Origin of the sequence: Microbacterium sp. NPDC090225, from assembly GCF_044772365.1 — a bacterium.
GTDB lineage: Bacteria > Actinomycetota > Actinomycetes > Actinomycetales > Microbacteriaceae > Microbacterium.
Genome location: NZ_JBIVYS010000002.1, coordinates 67,310 through 81,381 on the forward strand (window position 1 = coordinate 67,310; position 14,072 = coordinate 81,381).

The 14,072-nt window shown below is 70.7% G+C and carries 15 protein-coding genes; 9 read left to right on the top strand and 6 right to left on the bottom strand.

Annotated elements, in window-relative coordinates; genetic code table 11:
* Positions 1 to 9 precede the first annotated feature (9 nt).
* Both ACIQTT_RS14205 and ACIQTT_RS14210 read right to left on the bottom strand, forming a co-directional pair.
* Positions 10 to 702, bottom strand: coding sequence for a DsbA family protein (locus ACIQTT_RS14205; protein WP_402791406.1), 693 nt, complete (start codon positions 700 to 702; stop codon positions 10 to 12).
* A gap of 79 nt (positions 703 to 781) precedes the next feature.
* Positions 782 to 1,183 carry a hypothetical protein gene (locus tag ACIQTT_RS14210; protein WP_402791409.1) on the bottom strand — a complete coding sequence of 134 codons (402 nt, stop codon included), beginning with the start codon at positions 1,181 to 1,183 and terminating at the stop codon, positions 782 to 784.
* A 73-nt stretch (positions 1,184 to 1,256) separates the two neighbouring features.
* Between ACIQTT_RS14210 and ACIQTT_RS14215 the strand changes: the two genes are divergently transcribed.
* Genes ACIQTT_RS14215 through ACIQTT_RS14225 form a run of 3 tightly spaced genes read left to right on the top strand, consistent with a single transcriptional unit; the run spans position 1,257 to position 4,253 of the window.
* Entirely contained in the window at positions 1,257 to 1,655 is a 399-nt protein-coding gene (locus ACIQTT_RS14215) for a PLD nuclease N-terminal domain-containing protein (protein WP_402791412.1), read from the top strand.
* Positions 1,652 to 3,358, top strand: coding sequence for a 2-succinyl-5-enolpyruvyl-6-hydroxy-3-cyclohexene-1-carboxylic-acid synthase (gene menD / locus ACIQTT_RS14220; protein ID WP_402791415.1), 1,707 nt, complete (start codon positions 1,652 to 1,654; stop codon positions 3,356 to 3,358). Before ACIQTT_RS14215 ends, menD begins: the two co-directional genes overlap by 4 nt.
* Positions 3,359 to 3,410: 52 nt before the next feature.
* A complete protein-coding gene (locus ACIQTT_RS14225) occupies positions 3,411 to 4,253 on the top strand; it encodes a PPK2 family polyphosphate kinase (RefSeq protein WP_402791418.1) in 843 nt (280 codons plus the stop codon).
* Positions 4,254 to 4,279: 26 nt separating this feature from the next.
* On the opposite strand, the gene ACIQTT_RS14230 is transcribed toward ACIQTT_RS14225, so the two are convergent.
* Positions 4,280 to 5,593, bottom strand: a complete 1,314-nt coding sequence (locus ACIQTT_RS14230) for an isochorismate synthase MenF (RefSeq protein WP_402791420.1) — start codon at positions 5,591 to 5,593, stop codon at positions 4,280 to 4,282.
* Positions 5,594 to 5,629: 36 nt separating this feature from the next.
* On the opposite strand from ACIQTT_RS14230, the gene ACIQTT_RS14235 reads away from it, so the two are divergent.
* The 5 genes from ACIQTT_RS14235 to ACIQTT_RS14255 all read left to right on the top strand — a co-directional run bounded on the left by ACIQTT_RS14235 (position 5,630) and on the right by ACIQTT_RS14255 (position 10,532).
* Positions 5,630 to 6,199: a hypothetical protein gene (locus ACIQTT_RS14235; RefSeq protein WP_402791422.1), complete on the top strand. Its 570-nt coding sequence runs from the start codon at positions 5,630 to 5,632 to the stop codon at positions 6,197 to 6,199.
* A gap of 4 nt (positions 6,200 to 6,203) precedes the next feature.
* Positions 6,204 to 6,935, top strand: a complete 732-nt coding sequence (locus tag ACIQTT_RS14240) for a class I SAM-dependent methyltransferase (RefSeq protein WP_402791425.1) — start codon at positions 6,204 to 6,206, stop codon at positions 6,933 to 6,935.
* Between the two features lie 20 nt (positions 6,936 to 6,955).
* Positions 6,956 to 8,017, top strand: a complete 1,062-nt coding sequence (locus ACIQTT_RS14245) for a polyprenyl synthetase family protein (protein ID WP_402791428.1) — start codon at positions 6,956 to 6,958, stop codon at positions 8,015 to 8,017.
* A gap of 64 nt (positions 8,018 to 8,081) precedes the next feature.
* Positions 8,082 to 9,455, top strand: coding sequence for an FAD-dependent oxidoreductase (locus ACIQTT_RS14250; protein WP_402791430.1), 1,374 nt, complete (start codon positions 8,082 to 8,084; stop codon positions 9,453 to 9,455).
* Between the two features lie 42 nt (positions 9,456 to 9,497).
* The gene (locus ACIQTT_RS14255; RefSeq protein ID WP_402791433.1) at positions 9,498 to 10,532 is read left to right on the top strand and encodes an alpha/beta hydrolase; all 1,035 of its coding nucleotides are present in this window, start codon (positions 9,498 to 9,500) and stop codon (positions 10,530 to 10,532) included.
* A gap of 9 nt (positions 10,533 to 10,541) precedes the next feature.
* Here the strand turns inward: ACIQTT_RS14255 and ACIQTT_RS14260 are convergent, their stop codons facing one another.
* Complete coding sequence (locus tag ACIQTT_RS14260; protein ID WP_402791436.1) at positions 10,542 to 11,174, bottom strand: GntR family transcriptional regulator; 633 nt, start codon at positions 11,172 to 11,174, stop codon at positions 10,542 to 10,544.
* Between the two features lie 320 nt (positions 11,175 to 11,494).
* Complete coding sequence (locus ACIQTT_RS14265) at positions 11,495 to 12,844, bottom strand: DUF222 domain-containing protein (RefSeq protein WP_402791439.1); 1,350 nt, start codon at positions 12,842 to 12,844, stop codon at positions 11,495 to 11,497.
* A 97-nt stretch (positions 12,845 to 12,941) separates the two neighbouring features.
* Between ACIQTT_RS14265 and ACIQTT_RS14270 the strand changes: the two genes are divergently transcribed.
* Positions 12,942 to 13,463, top strand: coding sequence for a GNAT family N-acetyltransferase (locus ACIQTT_RS14270; RefSeq protein WP_402791442.1), 522 nt, complete (start codon positions 12,942 to 12,944; stop codon positions 13,461 to 13,463).
* A 42-nt stretch (positions 13,464 to 13,505) separates the two neighbouring features.
* Here ACIQTT_RS14270 and ACIQTT_RS14275 read toward each other — a convergent pair whose 3' ends face one another.
* On the bottom strand, positions 13,506 to 13,994 hold the full coding sequence (locus tag ACIQTT_RS14275; RefSeq protein WP_402791444.1) for a YajQ family cyclic di-GMP-binding protein: 489 nt from the start codon (positions 13,992 to 13,994) through the stop codon (positions 13,506 to 13,508).
* Positions 13,995 to 14,072 lie beyond the last annotated feature (78 nt).

The following is a 14,072-nucleotide window of genomic DNA, read 5'->3' on the forward strand; positions in this document are numbered from 1 at the left end:
GCCCGGCACTCAGCCCCGAACGGCCCGGGCGACGGCCTCCTCGAGGTCGTCCCACTCCTGCAGCTGCACGTACCGGCCGTCGACGAAGAACGACGGGGTGCTGGTGATGCCGAGCGACTCGCCGTCGGTCTTGTCGGCCTGGATCCGGGCGAGCGTCGCGGGGTCGGCGATCGCGGCGTCGTAGGCCGCCATGTCGAGTCCGATCGACTCGGCCATCGTGCGGAACACTGCGGGCGTCTCGCCCGTCGCGTGACTCCACTCCTGCTGCGTCTCGAACAGCCGGTGGTACATGTCCTCGAAACGATCCTGCTGCGCCGCCGCCTCGGCCGCGAGGGCCGCCTGCGTCGAGTTGATGTGTCCCGGCAGCGGGAAGTACCGCACGACGTAGGTGATCTCGCCGTCGAACTGTGCGCGCACGTCTTCGACGATCGGGTAGAAGGCGCCGCACGCCTCGCACTCGAAGTCGAGGAACTCGACGACGGTCACGGCATCCGCCCCGCCGTCGTCGAGCACGTGCGAATCGGCCCGGGTGGTCTGCAGGGTGCCGTCGTCGGCGACGTCGGGCGCGGGCGCCTGCTGGGTGATGGCGTAGACGATGCCGGCGATCGCGAGCACGACGGCAAGGGCGAGGGCGATCAGCGTCGCCTTGACGGGCGTGGTCAGGCGGGGCTTCGGGGCGTTGCGGGAGGGGGTGGCGAACATGGGTGTCTCCAGACACAGGAAGAGGGACGGATGACGGACGAGGATGCCGCAGGCAGCGGCCGGGTCGACGCGTCGTCGCTCAGGTGCGGGAGATCGAGAGCTCGGTGAGGGTGAGGGCGGTGCGCGGCGGGTGGGGTCCGGCGCGCGGGGCGGCGACGGCGAGGGTCGCACGCGGGAGCAGGATGCCGGGGCCGCGCCGCAGCGTGCGCACGAGCAGCACGACGAGCGCGAGGAACCAGAGCACGACGAAGCCCGTCAGGGCAGCGGGTGAGGAGCCGTGCGAGGAGGAGGCATCGAGCGGCGCGACGTCGTCGTGGTGCGACGCTCCGGCTCCGGCATCCGACGCGGAAGCCCCGGACGCCAGGCAGAGCGACGCGTGCACATCGGCCTCGCCGTGCGAGGTCGACCAGGCGCCCACGACCAGCAGCAGGGCGAGGCCCAGCGCGGTGAAGAGGGTGGTCAGCGACCGGGTCGACGTCATGGTGCGCGAAGTCTAACAAGCGGTCCTCTGCACCCGCCGGGCCGCGAGTCCGCCGACCGCTTACACTGGAGGGGTGGCGAGACTACTGATCATCGGCGGCTTCCTGGCCGCCGTGTTCTGGGTGTTCAGCATCGTCGACTGCGCAGTGCAGCCGGCGACGCGGCACCGTGGCGTGCGCAAGGGCATCTGGATCCTGATCGTCGTGCTCCTCCCCGTCATCGGCGGGATCCTCTGGTTCGTGATCGGTCGGCGCCGCAAGAACGACCCCGGTCCCGCTCGCGTGATCGCCCCCGACGACGACCCGATGTTCCTGCGCGGCATCAGCAAGACCGAGCAGGACGCCCGCATCGCCCGTCTCGAAGAAGAACTCGCACGCCTCGATGCCGAGACGGATGCCGCGAACGAGGCGCAGATCGACGGCGACAACGACAGCGGCTCCACTCCCGGGCCGACGCCCGAGCCCCGCCCGTGACCCTTCCTCGTCCGGCCTCGTCGCCGGCGACGGATGCCGCGGCATCCCTCCTCGCCGATCTGATCGCCCACGGCGTGCGCGACCTCGTGCTCTCACCCGGTTCGCGCTCGCAGGCGCTCGCGCTCGCCGCAGTGCGTCTGGCCGACGCCGGCGACCTGCGCGTGCATGTGCGGATCGACGAGCGGGTGGCCGGCTTCACAGCTCTGGGGCTCGCCCGCGAGACCGGCGTACCGGCGGCGGTGCTGTGCACCTCGGGCACGGCGGCCGCCAATCTGCTGCCGGCCGCGATGGAGGCGTTCCACGCGGGCGTCCCACTGCTGCTGCTGACCGCCGATCGTCCGCCCGAGCTGCGCGGAATCGGCGCCAACCAGGCGACGACCCAGCCCGGCATGTTCGCATCCTGGGTGCGGGAGAGCGTCGACGCTCCGGTTCCCGGTGAGTCGGGGGCCGGGGATGACTGGTCGGGCCTCGCGGTCCGCGCGGTCGCGATCGCGCTCGGCGCGGACGCCCCGCACGGCCTTCCCGGGGTCGCGGGCCCGGTGCACCTGAACCTGCCCGCGCGCGAGCCGCTGTCGGGCGAACCGGTCGTCGTCCCCATCACGTCCGGCACGGCTCCGATGCCCGCACCGCGCGAGCCCGTCGTGCTCGCGCGCGGGCTCCGCACGGTCGTGATCGCGGGAGCGGATGCCGGGCCTGATGCCGAGGAGATCGCCCATGCCGGGTCGTGGCCGCTGATCGCCGAGATCGTATCGGGCGCCCGCTTCGGCCGTCATCTCGTGCACGGCTATCGCGCGCTGCTGCGCCGCGCGGATCTCGGCGGCGCCGTCGAGCGTGCGGTCGTGCTCGGGCATCCCACACTCAGCCGCGAGGTCGCGGCGCTCCTCGCGCGACCCGACGTCGAGGTGATCGCGGTGCGGCACGGCGGCGAAGAGCTCGACCTGAACCACCGCTCGCGGGCCGCGGCATCCGTCGTCGCCGCGCCGTCGGACGATGACGACCGTGCCGCCGATCGGACCTGGCTCGGCGCCTGGCTCGAGGCCTCGGCCGCGCAGGCCGTCGACCTCAGCGAGCGCGCTCCGGATCACGACGGTCTGGCCTCCACCGATTCCGCGACCCGTCGCGACGCCGTCAGGGCCGAGCTCGAAGCCGTGCGTCGGCCGCTCGACCGCGAACTGCTGGTCGACGCGGTGTGGCGGGCGACGTGGCCGCACGACCGGCTCGTGTTCGGGTCGTCGCGTCTCGTGCGCGTGGCCGATGCGGTGCTCGGTGGCAAGAAGGTGCCGGTGCACGCCAACCGCGGTCTCGCGGGCATCGACGGCACGATCGCGACCGCGACCGGCATCGCGGTCGCGAGTCAGGCCGGGGGAGCGGCGGGCGTGACCCGCGTGCTGCTCGGCGACCTCACCCTGCTGCACGATGTGGGCGCGTTGCTGCTGCCGCCCGACGAGACGGAGCCGCGTCTGCAGGTGATCGTCGGCAACGACGGCGGTGGCACGATCTTCGACGGGCTCGAGGTGGCGCAGGTCGCCCCGGCCGCCGACCTCGACCGCGCGTTCTACACGCCGCACCAGGTGCGCCTCGAGCACCTCGCCCTCGCTTACGGCTGGGAGTACCAGCGCGTGACGACCCGCACCGCGCTCGACCAGGTGCTCACCCGCTCGGTCGGCGGACGCCAGCTCATCGAGGTGCCGCTCGCGCGCTGAGGTTGCGCGCGCTGAGACACCGCTCGCACGCCGACTGCGGCATCATGAGCAGATGAACGCTCACCAGTGGACCGAGTCCCTCCGCGTCGGCGCCGGCTTCCGCCTCGACGACGTCGACGCCGAGAGCACCCCCGGCTATCACGGGCACAAGGCCGACGGCGCCCGCGACCTCGCCGAGGGGCTGGTCGCGCTGAACGACCTGCAGGAGCGCCTGTTCGCCGAGAGTCGCACCGGCACCGCGACGGATGCCGTGCTGCTCGTGCTGCAGGCCATGGATTCAGCGGGCAAGGGCGGCATCGTGCGGCACGTCGTGGGTGGCGTCGATCCGCAGGGCGTCTCGCTCGCGGCGTTCAAGGCCCCGACCGATGAAGAACGAGCGCACGACTTCCTGTGGCGCATCGAGAAGCGCCTCCCCGAGCCCGGGTTCATCGGCGTCTTCGACCGTTCGCACTACGAGGACGTGCTGATCGGCCGTGTCCGCGCCCTCGCGCCGCCGGAGGAGATCGAGCGGCGCTACGACGCGATCAACACGTTCGAGGCGGATGCCGCGGCGAACGGCATCCGGATCGTCAAGGTCATGCTGCACATCTCGCCCGAGGAGCAGAAGTCGCGGCTCCTGGAGCGCCTGGAGCGCCCCGACAAGCACTGGAAGTACAACCCCGGCGACGTCGACGAACGGCTCGTCTGGCCCGAGTACATGCGGGCGTATCAGACGGTTTTCGATCGCACCTCGACGGAGGTCGCGCCCTGGCACGTCGTGCCCGCGAACCGCAAGTGGTACGCGCGCCTCGCGGTGCAGGAGCTGCTGCTCGCGGCGCTGGAGGACATCGACCCGCAGTGGCCGGTCGCCGACTTCGACGTCGAGGTCGAGAAGAAGCGGCTCGCCGCGAGCTGAGCCCCGCGGGCGACTCTGAAACCGGCTCAGGCCAGCGCGTCGACCAACGGGCGGAACTTCACCCGGGTCTCGAGCAGTTCGGATTCGGGGTCGGAGCCGGCGACGATGCCCGCGCCCGCATAGGCGGTCACGGCGATGTCGTCTGCGGTCGCGGTGAACTGGGCGCACCGCAGCGCGATCGCCCACTCGCCGTTGCCCGCGGCATCCACCCATCCGACCGGGCCGGCGTAGCGACCGCGGTCGAAGGGCTCGAGCTCGCGGATCACGCCGATCGCGATCGTCGTCGGGGTGCCGGCCACGGCGGCGGTCGGATGCAGCGCCCCGACCAGGTCGAGTGCCGATTCGCCCTCGGCGAGCTCGCCCTCGACGTCGGTCGCGAGGTGGAAGAGGTTCGGCAGCTTCAGCAGGAACGGCTGCTCGCTCGCTGCCAGCGCGCGAGTGTGCGGGCGCAGCGAGGCGAGCACGCTCTGCACCGCGTACTGATGTTCGTCGAGATCCTTGGTGCTCGAGGCGAGGGCGGCCGAGGCGGCGGTGTCGGCGTCGGCATCCGCTCCGCGACCCGCGGTGCCCGCGAGCACGCGCGCGGTGACCGTGCGCTCGTGCACCGTGACGAGGGTCTCGGGGCTCGCGCCGATCAGGCCGTCGACGGCGAATGCCCAGGTGTCGGGGTAGCCCGTCGCCAGCGCGCGCACGAGACGGCGCAGGTCGGAGCCTGCGGGGATGCTGCCGGTGAGGTCGCGCGCGAGCACGACCTTGCTCAGCTCACCCGCGGCGATCCGGCCGAGCGCCTGGCGAACCGAGTCCTGATAGCCCTGGGGCGACTGCGCGCCGGGGCCGACGGTACCGGCCCAGTGCGGGCCGTACGGCTGATCGGCGACGGCGCTCGGGGCGGCACTCGGGGCCGTGCTCGGAGCGGCTGCATCCGCGTTCTCGTCGGCGTAGCCGATGGTCGTGCGCCAGAACCGGTCGCCGTGGCGTCCGATCACCTGAGAGGGGATGACGAGCACGCTGTCGTTCGCCGAGCGCTCGTCGAACGCGAGGGCACCGAAGGCGACGAGTCCGGTGCCGGGCAGGCCGACCGGGTCGTCGATGCGGGCAGTGGAGGCGAGGCGGCGCCAGGCGGTGGCGAGGGCGGCGCTGCGCAGTCCGGTCGCCCCGGCCCCGGTCGCCCCGGCCCCGGTCGCCCCGGCTGAGGCGCGCAGCTCGCGCAGGGGCTCGCCGACCGCCACGATGCCGTCGCCGCGGCGCAGCCAGGCGAGGGGGCGGGAGGGGGAGGCCGAGGCCAGGAGGTCTTCGATCGGATCGATCTCTCGGGTCTCCACGACCAGCGCGCTGCTCACGGCTCCAGCCTAATCTCTGCGTTCTAGGCTGAGCGCATGAGCGATGCCCGTCCCGTCGTGGGAACCCCGATGATCGTGCAGTGGCGCAAGTGGGACGGCTCGCCGCACTGGCGTCACGAGAGCGTGTACCTCGGGGCGGATGCCTGGGGCGACTGGGTGGGGCAGCCCGCCGGGTGGCGCAGCAGTCGTCCGGGGCGGGACTACCTCGCCGGTGGTCCGAACGTGACCCTGATCCCGCGTCAGGGCGAGTTCGCCCTGACGGTGAACCGCCGGCATTCGAAGGGCATGCGCATCTACGTCGACCTCGGCTGGGACGTGCGCTGGACGGACGACCCGCTGCTCGCGACGGGCATCGACATGGACTTGGACGTCGTGCGCGTCGAGGGTGAGCGCGGCACCTGGGTCGACGACCGCGACGAGTGGGCGGAGCACAGCGCGCGTTACGGGTACCCGGTCGAGATCATGGAGCGGCTGGAAGCGCTGGCGCTCGATCTCGAGGAGCGGGTGCGCGCGCAGGTGGCACCGTTCGACGACGCGACGGCGGATCGATGGCTCGACCTGCTCGAGTCTTTCGGATTCGATGCACAGACCCGACGCCTAGACTGATCGGGTGACCTCGAACGACCCCCGCAGCGAGCCCAACCGCGCCGATCTCGGCAAGGACCCCGCGCGCGTCAGCGGCATGTTCGACCAGGTCGCCGCCGGCTACGACCGCACGAACACCGCCATGACCTTCGGCAACGACGTGCTATGGCGCGCAGCGACGACGCGCGCCGTCGCGCCGAAGCCGGGGGAGCGCATCCTCGACCTGGGGGCGGGAACGGCGTCGTCGTCGGCATCCCTCGCCCGCAGCGGCGCCCAGGTGGTCGCGGCCGACTTCTCTCCGGGCATGCTCGCCGAGGGTGAGCGCCGCCACGGGGCGATGCGCAACCTCTCGTTCGTGCAGGCGGATGCCACGGCTCTCCCGTTCGGCGACGACGAGTTCGATGCCGTCACGATGTCGTACGCGCTGCGCAACGTCAACGAGCCGAAGCAGGCGCTGCGCGAGCTGTTCCGCGTGACCAAGCCGGGCGGGCGCCTCGTGATCAACGAGTTCTCCACGCCGCCCGCACCGCTCTTCCGCGGCGCCTATCGGTTCTACAACGCGCAGGTGCTGCCGCGGGTCGCCCGCGTCGCCGGCACCAACGGCGAGGCCTACGACTACCTCAACGAGTCGATCGCGGCCTGGCCCGACCAGAAGCGCCTGGCCGAGTGGATCCGCGAGGCCGGATGGATCGACGTCGCGTACCGCAACCTCACCTTCGGGATCGTCGCCCTGCACCGGGCGCGAAAGCCCCTCTGAGACGACGGTAGGCTGACAACGTGACTTCGAGCCCCGTAGCCCCGGGATCGCGACTGGCGAGCCGTCTGGGTTTCAGCGACCGTGTCTTCATCGGTCCTGCTGCGCGGCGCGTCGCGCGCGCGATCGAAGACGGGCTCGAGCTCGTCGAGACCGGATTGGCCGAGGACGTGCGCGTCGCCGATCCCCTCGCCGACGCCGCGAGCCGGTACCTGTACGAGGCCGGGGGCAAGCGCATCCGCCCCGTGCTCACGCTGCTCGCCGCCCAGCTCGGCGACGGCAACACCGACAAGGTGATCGATGTCGCCAAGGCGCTCGAGATCACGCACCTCGGCTCGCTCTACCACGACGACGTCATGGACGGAGCCGACCGCCGCCGCGGGGTTCCCGCCGCCCATGCCGTGTGGGGCAACAACATCGCCATCCTCACCGGCGACATCCTCTTCTCCCGGGCCAGCCAGCTCATGTCGCGTCTCGGAGAGCGGGCGATCCGCCTGCAGGCCGACACGTTCGAGCGCCTCGTGCTCGGGCAGATGCACGAGACGCTGGGAGCGCAGCCCGACGACGACCCGATCGACTTCTACATCCAGGTGCTCGCCGACAAGACCGGTTCGCTGATCGCCGCCGCGACGCAGGGCGGGGTGATCTTCTCGAACGCGCCCAGCGAGTACGAGGAGCCGCTGCGCGTCTACGGAGAGAAGATCGGCGTCGCCTTCCAGTTGCTCGATGACGTGATCGACCTGTCGGCCAAGCCCGAGGACACCGGCAAGGTGCCCGGCACCGACCTGCGTGCGGGAGTGCCCACCATGCCGTACCTGCTGCTGAAGGCGCAGGACGACGCGGATGCCGCCGACCTCGCCGCTCGCATCGATGCGGGCGTCGTGCGCATCGCCGACGGCGCGGACCCCGCGATCCTCGACGGTCCGCTCGCCGAGCTGCGCGATCACGCGGCCACGCAGAAGACCCTCGATCTCGCCCTGACGTGGACGCGCGACGCGATCGCCGCGCTCGCACCGCTGCCCCGGGGCACCGTGCGCGAGGCGCTGACGCGCTTCGCCGAGACCCTCGCCGAACGCTCCAGCTGACCGGCAGCCGCGTCCGAACGGGCGCAGCTGTGCGGCTCACGCGACGGCATACGAAAGGACCTCCATGACCAAGCTCAGACTGGCCATCGTCGGCGCAGGACCCGCCGGGATCTACGCGGCCGACCTGTTGCTGAAGGCCGAGCGCAAGTTCGACGTCTCGATCGACCTGTTCGAGCAGTTGCCGGCTCCCTACGGACTGGTCCGCTACGGCGTGGCTCCTGATCACCCCCGCATCAAGGGCATCATCAACGCGCTACGCGATGTGCTCGATCGCGGTGACATCCGCCTGTTCGGCAACGTGCGCTTCGGTGAGGACATCACCCTCGACGACCTCAAGAAGCACTACAACGCCGTGATCTTCGCGACGGGCGCGATCCGCGACACCTCGCTCGACATCCCCGGCATCGATGCGGTCGCGTCCTACGGTGCGGCCGACTACGTCAGCTGGTTCGACGGGCACCCCGACGTGCCGCGCGAGTGGCCGCTGGATGCGGCATCCGTCGCCGTGCTCGGTAACGGCAACGTCGCCCTCGACGTGTCGCGCATGCTCGCCAAGCACGCCGAGGACCTGCTCGTCACCGAGGTGCCCGAGAACGTCTACGAGGGCATGAAGGCCAGCGCGGTCACCGACGTGCACGTGTTCGGACGCCGCGGTCCGGCGCAGGTGAAGTTCACCCCGCTCGAGCTGCGTGAGCTCGGCGAGCTGCGCGACGTCGACATGGTCGTCTACGACGAGGACTTCGACTACGACGATGCCGCCAAGGATGCCGTCGCGAGCAACAAGCAGGTCATGGTCATCGACCGCATCCTGCAGTCGTGGCGCAAGCTCGACTCCGTCAACAACGCCGGCGGCACGGCATCCCGTCGCCTGCACCTGCACTTCTGGGCCCGCCCGGTCGAGGTGCGCACCGATGACAGCGGTCGCGTCGCGGCGCTCGTCTACGAGCGCACGCAGCCCGACGGCCAGGGCGGCGCGATCGGCACCGGCGAGATGCGCGAGCTGCCCATCCAGTCGCTGTACCGTGCGATCGGCTACTTCGGCTCACCGCTGCCCGGCGTGCCCTTCGACAAGAAGCACGGCGTGATCCCGAACCGCGAGGGGCAGGTGCTCGCGAAGGACTCGAACGACCAGGTCCCGGGCATCTACGCGACCGGGTGGATCAAGCGCGGACCGGTCGGCCTCATCGGTCACACCAAGTCCGACGCGATGGAGACCGTGCGTCACATCATCAACGACCAGGGGTCGTGGTGGCACCCGGAGGACCCCTCGGAGGAGGCCATCCCGGCGCTGCTCCAGGAGCGCGACGTGAAGTGGACCGACCTCGACGGCTGGCACCGCCTCGACGAGCACGAGATCGCCCTCGGTGCGCCGCACGAGCGGGCGCGCGTCAAGGTCGTGCCGCGCGACGAGATGGTGCGCGTCTCCCGCGGGGAGTGAGTCGCCCTCGGGGTGTGGGTCGCCCTCGGCTAGCCTGGCCGCATGGCTGACACCGGCTCCGCGCAGTGGGTCCCCGACGTCCTCGGCGACGAGTTCGAGCAGCTGACGCTGCCGCTCGTAGACGACGACCAGGGGCCGGTCGTGGCGACGCTGGTGCGCGCTCTCCCGGCATCCGTCGGGTGGTGGGAGCGTCTGCGGGGGCGGATGCCGGGGCGGATGCCGCTTCTCCACGACGTCGACGTGCTCTACGTGCACGGCTGGTCGGACTACTTCTTCCAGAAGCGCCTCGCGCGGTTCTGGACCTCGCGCGGTGCGCGGTTCTTCGCGCTCGATCTGCGCAAGTACGGGCGCAGCCTGCGCGACGGGCAGACGCCGGGGTACGTGACCGATCTCGCGACCTACGACGAGGACATCGCTGCGGCGCTGGATGCGATGGGCCGGGGATCGGATGCCGCGGCATCCGATCGGCGCCTCGTGCTGCTCGGGCATTCGACGGGCGGGCTGACGCTGAGCCTGTGGGCGTCACGGCATCCGGGGATGGCGGATGCCGTGATCCTCAACAGCCCGTGGTTGGAGTTCCAGTTCGCGGCGGCCCGCGCGGCGATCGCACCGATGGTCGAGCTGCAGGCGCGACTGCGCCCGCTCGATGCGGCGCCGCAGATCGATCTCGGCTTCTACAGTCGGGCGCAGGAGGCGGTGGCCGATCCCGACGATCCGATGGAGGTCGACCTCCGGTGGCGCCCGCAGCAGACCATGGCGGTGCACGCCGGGTGGTTGCACGCGATCCTCAGTGGGCATCGCACGGTCGCGGCGGGTCTGTCGATCACGGCGCCGGTGTGCGTGCTGTTGTCGGCACGGTTCGCGTCGCCGACGCGCTGGTCCGATGAGCTCACGCGGGCGGACACCGTGCTCGTGGTCGAGGACATCGCCCGCGCCTCGCTGCGGCTCGGGCCGTCGGTCACCGTCGAGCGGATCGACGGAGCGCTGCACGACGTGTTCCTCTCGGCGCACGACGCACGCGAGGACGCATACCGGCGGCTCGACCGCTGGGTGAGAGGCTGGCGAGCCGCTGGGTGACGGGAGGCGTCAGACGTAGTACATGGCGCGGGCGAGACGCTCGGCCCCGTCGCCGTCTCCGCGTTCCACCGCATCGCGGAAGTCGGCGTAGATCTGCGTCATGTGCGCGCGGTCCTCGACCGGCACCACCCAGGTGCGGAGGTTGCGGAACAGGGCGATGCTCGAGTCGTTGACGAGGGCGCTGTGCTGCGGGTTGCCCGCGCGATGGGTGAGGTACGAGAAGACCGCCCACCGGCTCTCGGACGTCTTCGCGGCATCGTCGAGCGTCGTGTGCAGCTGCTCGACGAGCCCCGCCAGGTAGGCGCGCTCCACGTCGGTCAACTTGGGCACGCCCATACGTGCGGAGACGCCCGCCTGGTAGCCCGCGAACTCGAGGGTGCCGAGCACGATCTCGGGTGTGACGAGCGTGACTTCGGTGTATCTGCTCGGGTACATCGTGACCAGTCCCAGGCGCTCGAGGCGCTGCAGGGCTTCGCGTACGGGCGTGCGTGAGACGTGGAGCTCGTCGGCGACGGTGACGTCGCGAATCCGGTAGCCCGGCTCCATCACCCCGTCGATGATCTGCTGGCCGATGTGGTGGAACACCTCGTCTGCGAGGAGCTGTTTGCCTTCGCCGATGTGTGTGGTTTCGATGCTGCTCATCGACTTACCCCCAGTAAGTTCGTCGTTGCACGACCGCAGGCGTCGCGCCTCCCGTTCGCGCGGTGCGCCTGCTGTCGTGCTGTCCTGCTGTCTGCTGTCTTGCTGTCGTGCGGTTCTGCTGCCTTGCGCGAGCGCCCCATACGCTCTCGCAGGAAACTACATCATGCACCTGTGCAGCCGCCGTGCCTATGTTTCTTGCGGTGACCTTGCGCTTCTCTCTCCTCTCGTTCGCCTCGCACGGGCCCGCGGATATCGCCGGTGCGCTCACGCACTCGGATACGGGTGCGTTTACGCACTCAGGTGCTGGTGCGTTCACGCGCTCAGACGCTGTCGGTGAACCTGACGGTGTTCTGCTCGGGTGGGTGGTCGATGTAGGTCGTTCCGGTCGGGCTGGTCCACGCGAGGTCGCCGGGTTGTCGGTGGTGGACACGCCACCGCGAGTGGTGTTTGAGCATGTGGTGTCGTCGGCAGAGGTGGGCGAGGTTGTCGGCGCAGGTCTCGCCGCCGCTCGAGGCGGCGTGGGTGTGGTCGATGTCGCATCGTCGTGCGGCGATGTTGCAGCCGGGGAAGCGGCAGCGTTGATCGCGGGCGCGGAGATGTCGGGTGAGTTGGTCGGTGGGGCGGTAGCGGTCGATGGCGAGGAGCGCGCCGGTGATCGGGTGCGTGAGCACCCGTTCCCAGCCCGTCGCCTGGCCTGCGAGGTGTCGTGCCGTGTCGGTGTCGATGGGGGAGCGGCCGTCGAGCTCTGCCGGGGGTGCCCCGGTGCGGCTGCCGCCGTTGTGGCCGCCGGTGTCGTCGTCCATGAGTGTGAGGACGGGCACGGTGACTTCCACTCGTGCACGGATCTCACCGAGCAGTCCGGTCTCGGTGTCGTGCCCGGCCGGAGCGCCGGTGAGTGCGATGTCGGCGAGCAGGTCGGCGCGCAGCTGGTCGGTCGTGCGCGGGGTGGGAGCATCCGCGGGCGACTCGATCGCCGGTCCACGGTCGCCGTTCATGGCCTTCGATGCTTTCGCCGCCTGTGCGCCTTGGCGGGTGATCGTGCGCGCCATCCGCGTGAGCCGGTCGTGGATGCCGTGGACGAGCACGGCGGGGCCGAGCATCCCGAGTTCGGCCATCCCGTCGTCGAGGTCCTTCACCCACACCCGCCGCAGTTCCCGGGCGTCCCGGTGACGTTCGGTCACCGTGCGGGCCTGGTACTGCTCCGCGATCCGCCGCGCCACCCGCCGCAACCTGTTCGGCGACTCGACCACCGCCGCCTCCACCGCGCGCGCCGCATACCGCGCCCGGTCGGCAGGGTCGTCGAGATGCGCGCCCGCGTCGACGATGACCCGGGCGTGGGCGGCACTGATCCGCCCCGCGCCCTGCGCCGCCCACACCTCGACGAATCGCTCGACCGTCCACGACGCCTCGTCCATCCGCCGTTCGATCGTGCGGTCGCTCACCCGCACCGCCGCCCCGATCTCCGCCGCCACCGCCCGCAAGGCGATATCGCCGTGATCCGGATGCGCCGCCCGTCGCGCGATATCGATCGCGACCCGCGAAGCCACCGCGAGCATCCCGTCACGCACCGCGAACAACCGAGCGATCGTCTCCTCGACCGCCCGCAGCGAGCCCACCAGATCGGCGATCATCGCCGTCTGGGAGTCCGTCGCATCGAGTACTTCCGTCATGAGAACAGCCCACCACACCCCACCGACATTCGAACAAAGATACGAGAATCCGCATTGATGGCGAACGACTGTCGGTGGCCCGTGGCAGGCTCCGGTGATGGACGAACTCACTCTGCGCCCGTGGGGCGCCGGCGACCTGCCGCTTCTTCAGCGGGCCAACGCGCCCGCGATGACGGCGCACCTGAACGGCTCCGAAAGCGACGCCCAGGTCGAAGAGCGCCATGCGCGTTATCTGCCCCTGAACGCATCGGGCGAAGCGCATATGTCGGTCATTCTCGACCGCGGAAGCCCGGTCGGATCGATCGGCTTCTGGCCCGTGCGCTGGCGCGACACCGACGCCTGGGAGGCAGGCTGGTTCGTCCTCCCCGAGGCGCAGGGGCGCGGGATCGCGGCGCGCGCGGTCGAGCTGATCATCGCGCAGGCGCAGGCGTCGACCGACCCGGGGGAGCGGCGGATGCTGGTGGCCTTCCCCGGCGTCGACAACGCCGCATCGAATGCTGTCTGCCGTCGCGCGGGATTCGCCCACGTCGGCTCGGTCGTCGAGGAGTTCCGTGGTGCGGCACTCGCAGTCAATGAGTGGGCCCTCGATCTCCGCGAGACGCACCCCGGAAACGCGTGAAGCCCCGCCGGAGCGGGGCTTCACGAACGGGTGACGGCGCGGTCAGCGGTAGTTGATGAACTGCAGGTCGACGTCGAGGTCGGAGCCCTTGAGCAGGGCGATGACCGACTGCAGGTCGTCGCGGCTCTTCGACTGCACGCGCAGCTCATCGCCCTGGATCTGGCTCTTGACGCCCTTGGGGCCCTCGTCGCGGATGATCTTGTTGATCTTCTTCGCGTTCTCCGAGGAGATGCCGTCCTTGAGCGTCGAGACGATGCGGAACTCCTTGCCGCTGGCGAACGGGTCGCCCGACTCGAGGCTCTTGAGCGAGATGCCGCGCTTGATGAGCTTGGACTGGAACACGTCGAGCACGGCCTTCGCGCGCTCCTCGGTGCCGGCGATGATGAGGATCTGCTCGCCGCTCCAGGCGATCGACGCGCCCGCACCCTTGAAGTCGTAGCGCTGCTCGATCTCCTTGCGGGCCTGGTTCAGGGCGTTCTCGGCCTCCTGGTGATCCACTTTCGAGACGATGTCAAAGGAACTGTCAGCCATACAGGGAGTGTACCGAGAGTGCGGATCCCGCGCCCCTCGCGTCCACCGCGCGGCGACACGCGGGCGCCTCGGCGTTGC

What these genes read in the sequence shown, in the direction of transcription:
- ACIQTT_RS14205 (WP_402791406.1), bottom strand. Translation starts at nt 702, where the DNA reads ATGTTCGCCACCCCCTCCCGCAACGCCCCGAAGCCCCGCCTGACCACG.
- ACIQTT_RS14210 (WP_402791409.1), bottom strand. Translation starts at nt 1,183, where the DNA reads ATGACGTCGACCCGGTCGCTGACCACCCTCTTCACCGCGCTGGGCCTC.
- ACIQTT_RS14225 (WP_402791418.1), top strand. Translation starts at nt 3,411, where the DNA reads ATGAACGCTCACCAGTGGACCGAGTCCCTCCGCGTCGGCGCCGGCTTC.
- ACIQTT_RS14235 (WP_402791422.1), top strand. Translation starts at nt 5,630, where the DNA reads ATGAGCGATGCCCGTCCCGTCGTGGGAACCCCGATGATCGTGCAGTGG.
- ACIQTT_RS14250 (WP_402791430.1), top strand. Translation starts at nt 8,082, where the DNA reads ATGACCAAGCTCAGACTGGCCATCGTCGGCGCAGGACCCGCCGGGATC.
- ACIQTT_RS14255 (WP_402791433.1), top strand. Translation starts at nt 9,498, where the DNA reads ATGGCTGACACCGGCTCCGCGCAGTGGGTCCCCGACGTCCTCGGCGAC.
- ACIQTT_RS14260 (WP_402791436.1), bottom strand. Translation starts at nt 11,174, where the DNA reads ATGAGCAGCATCGAAACCACACACATCGGCGAAGGCAAACAGCTCCTC.
- ACIQTT_RS14265 (WP_402791439.1), bottom strand. Translation starts at nt 12,844, where the DNA reads ATGACGGAAGTACTCGATGCGACGGACTCCCAGACGGCGATGATCGCC.
- ACIQTT_RS14270 (WP_402791442.1), top strand. Translation starts at nt 12,942, where the DNA reads ATGGACGAACTCACTCTGCGCCCGTGGGGCGCCGGCGACCTGCCGCTT.
- ACIQTT_RS14275 (WP_402791444.1), bottom strand. Translation starts at nt 13,994, where the DNA reads ATGGCTGACAGTTCCTTTGACATCGTCTCGAAAGTGGATCACCAGGAG.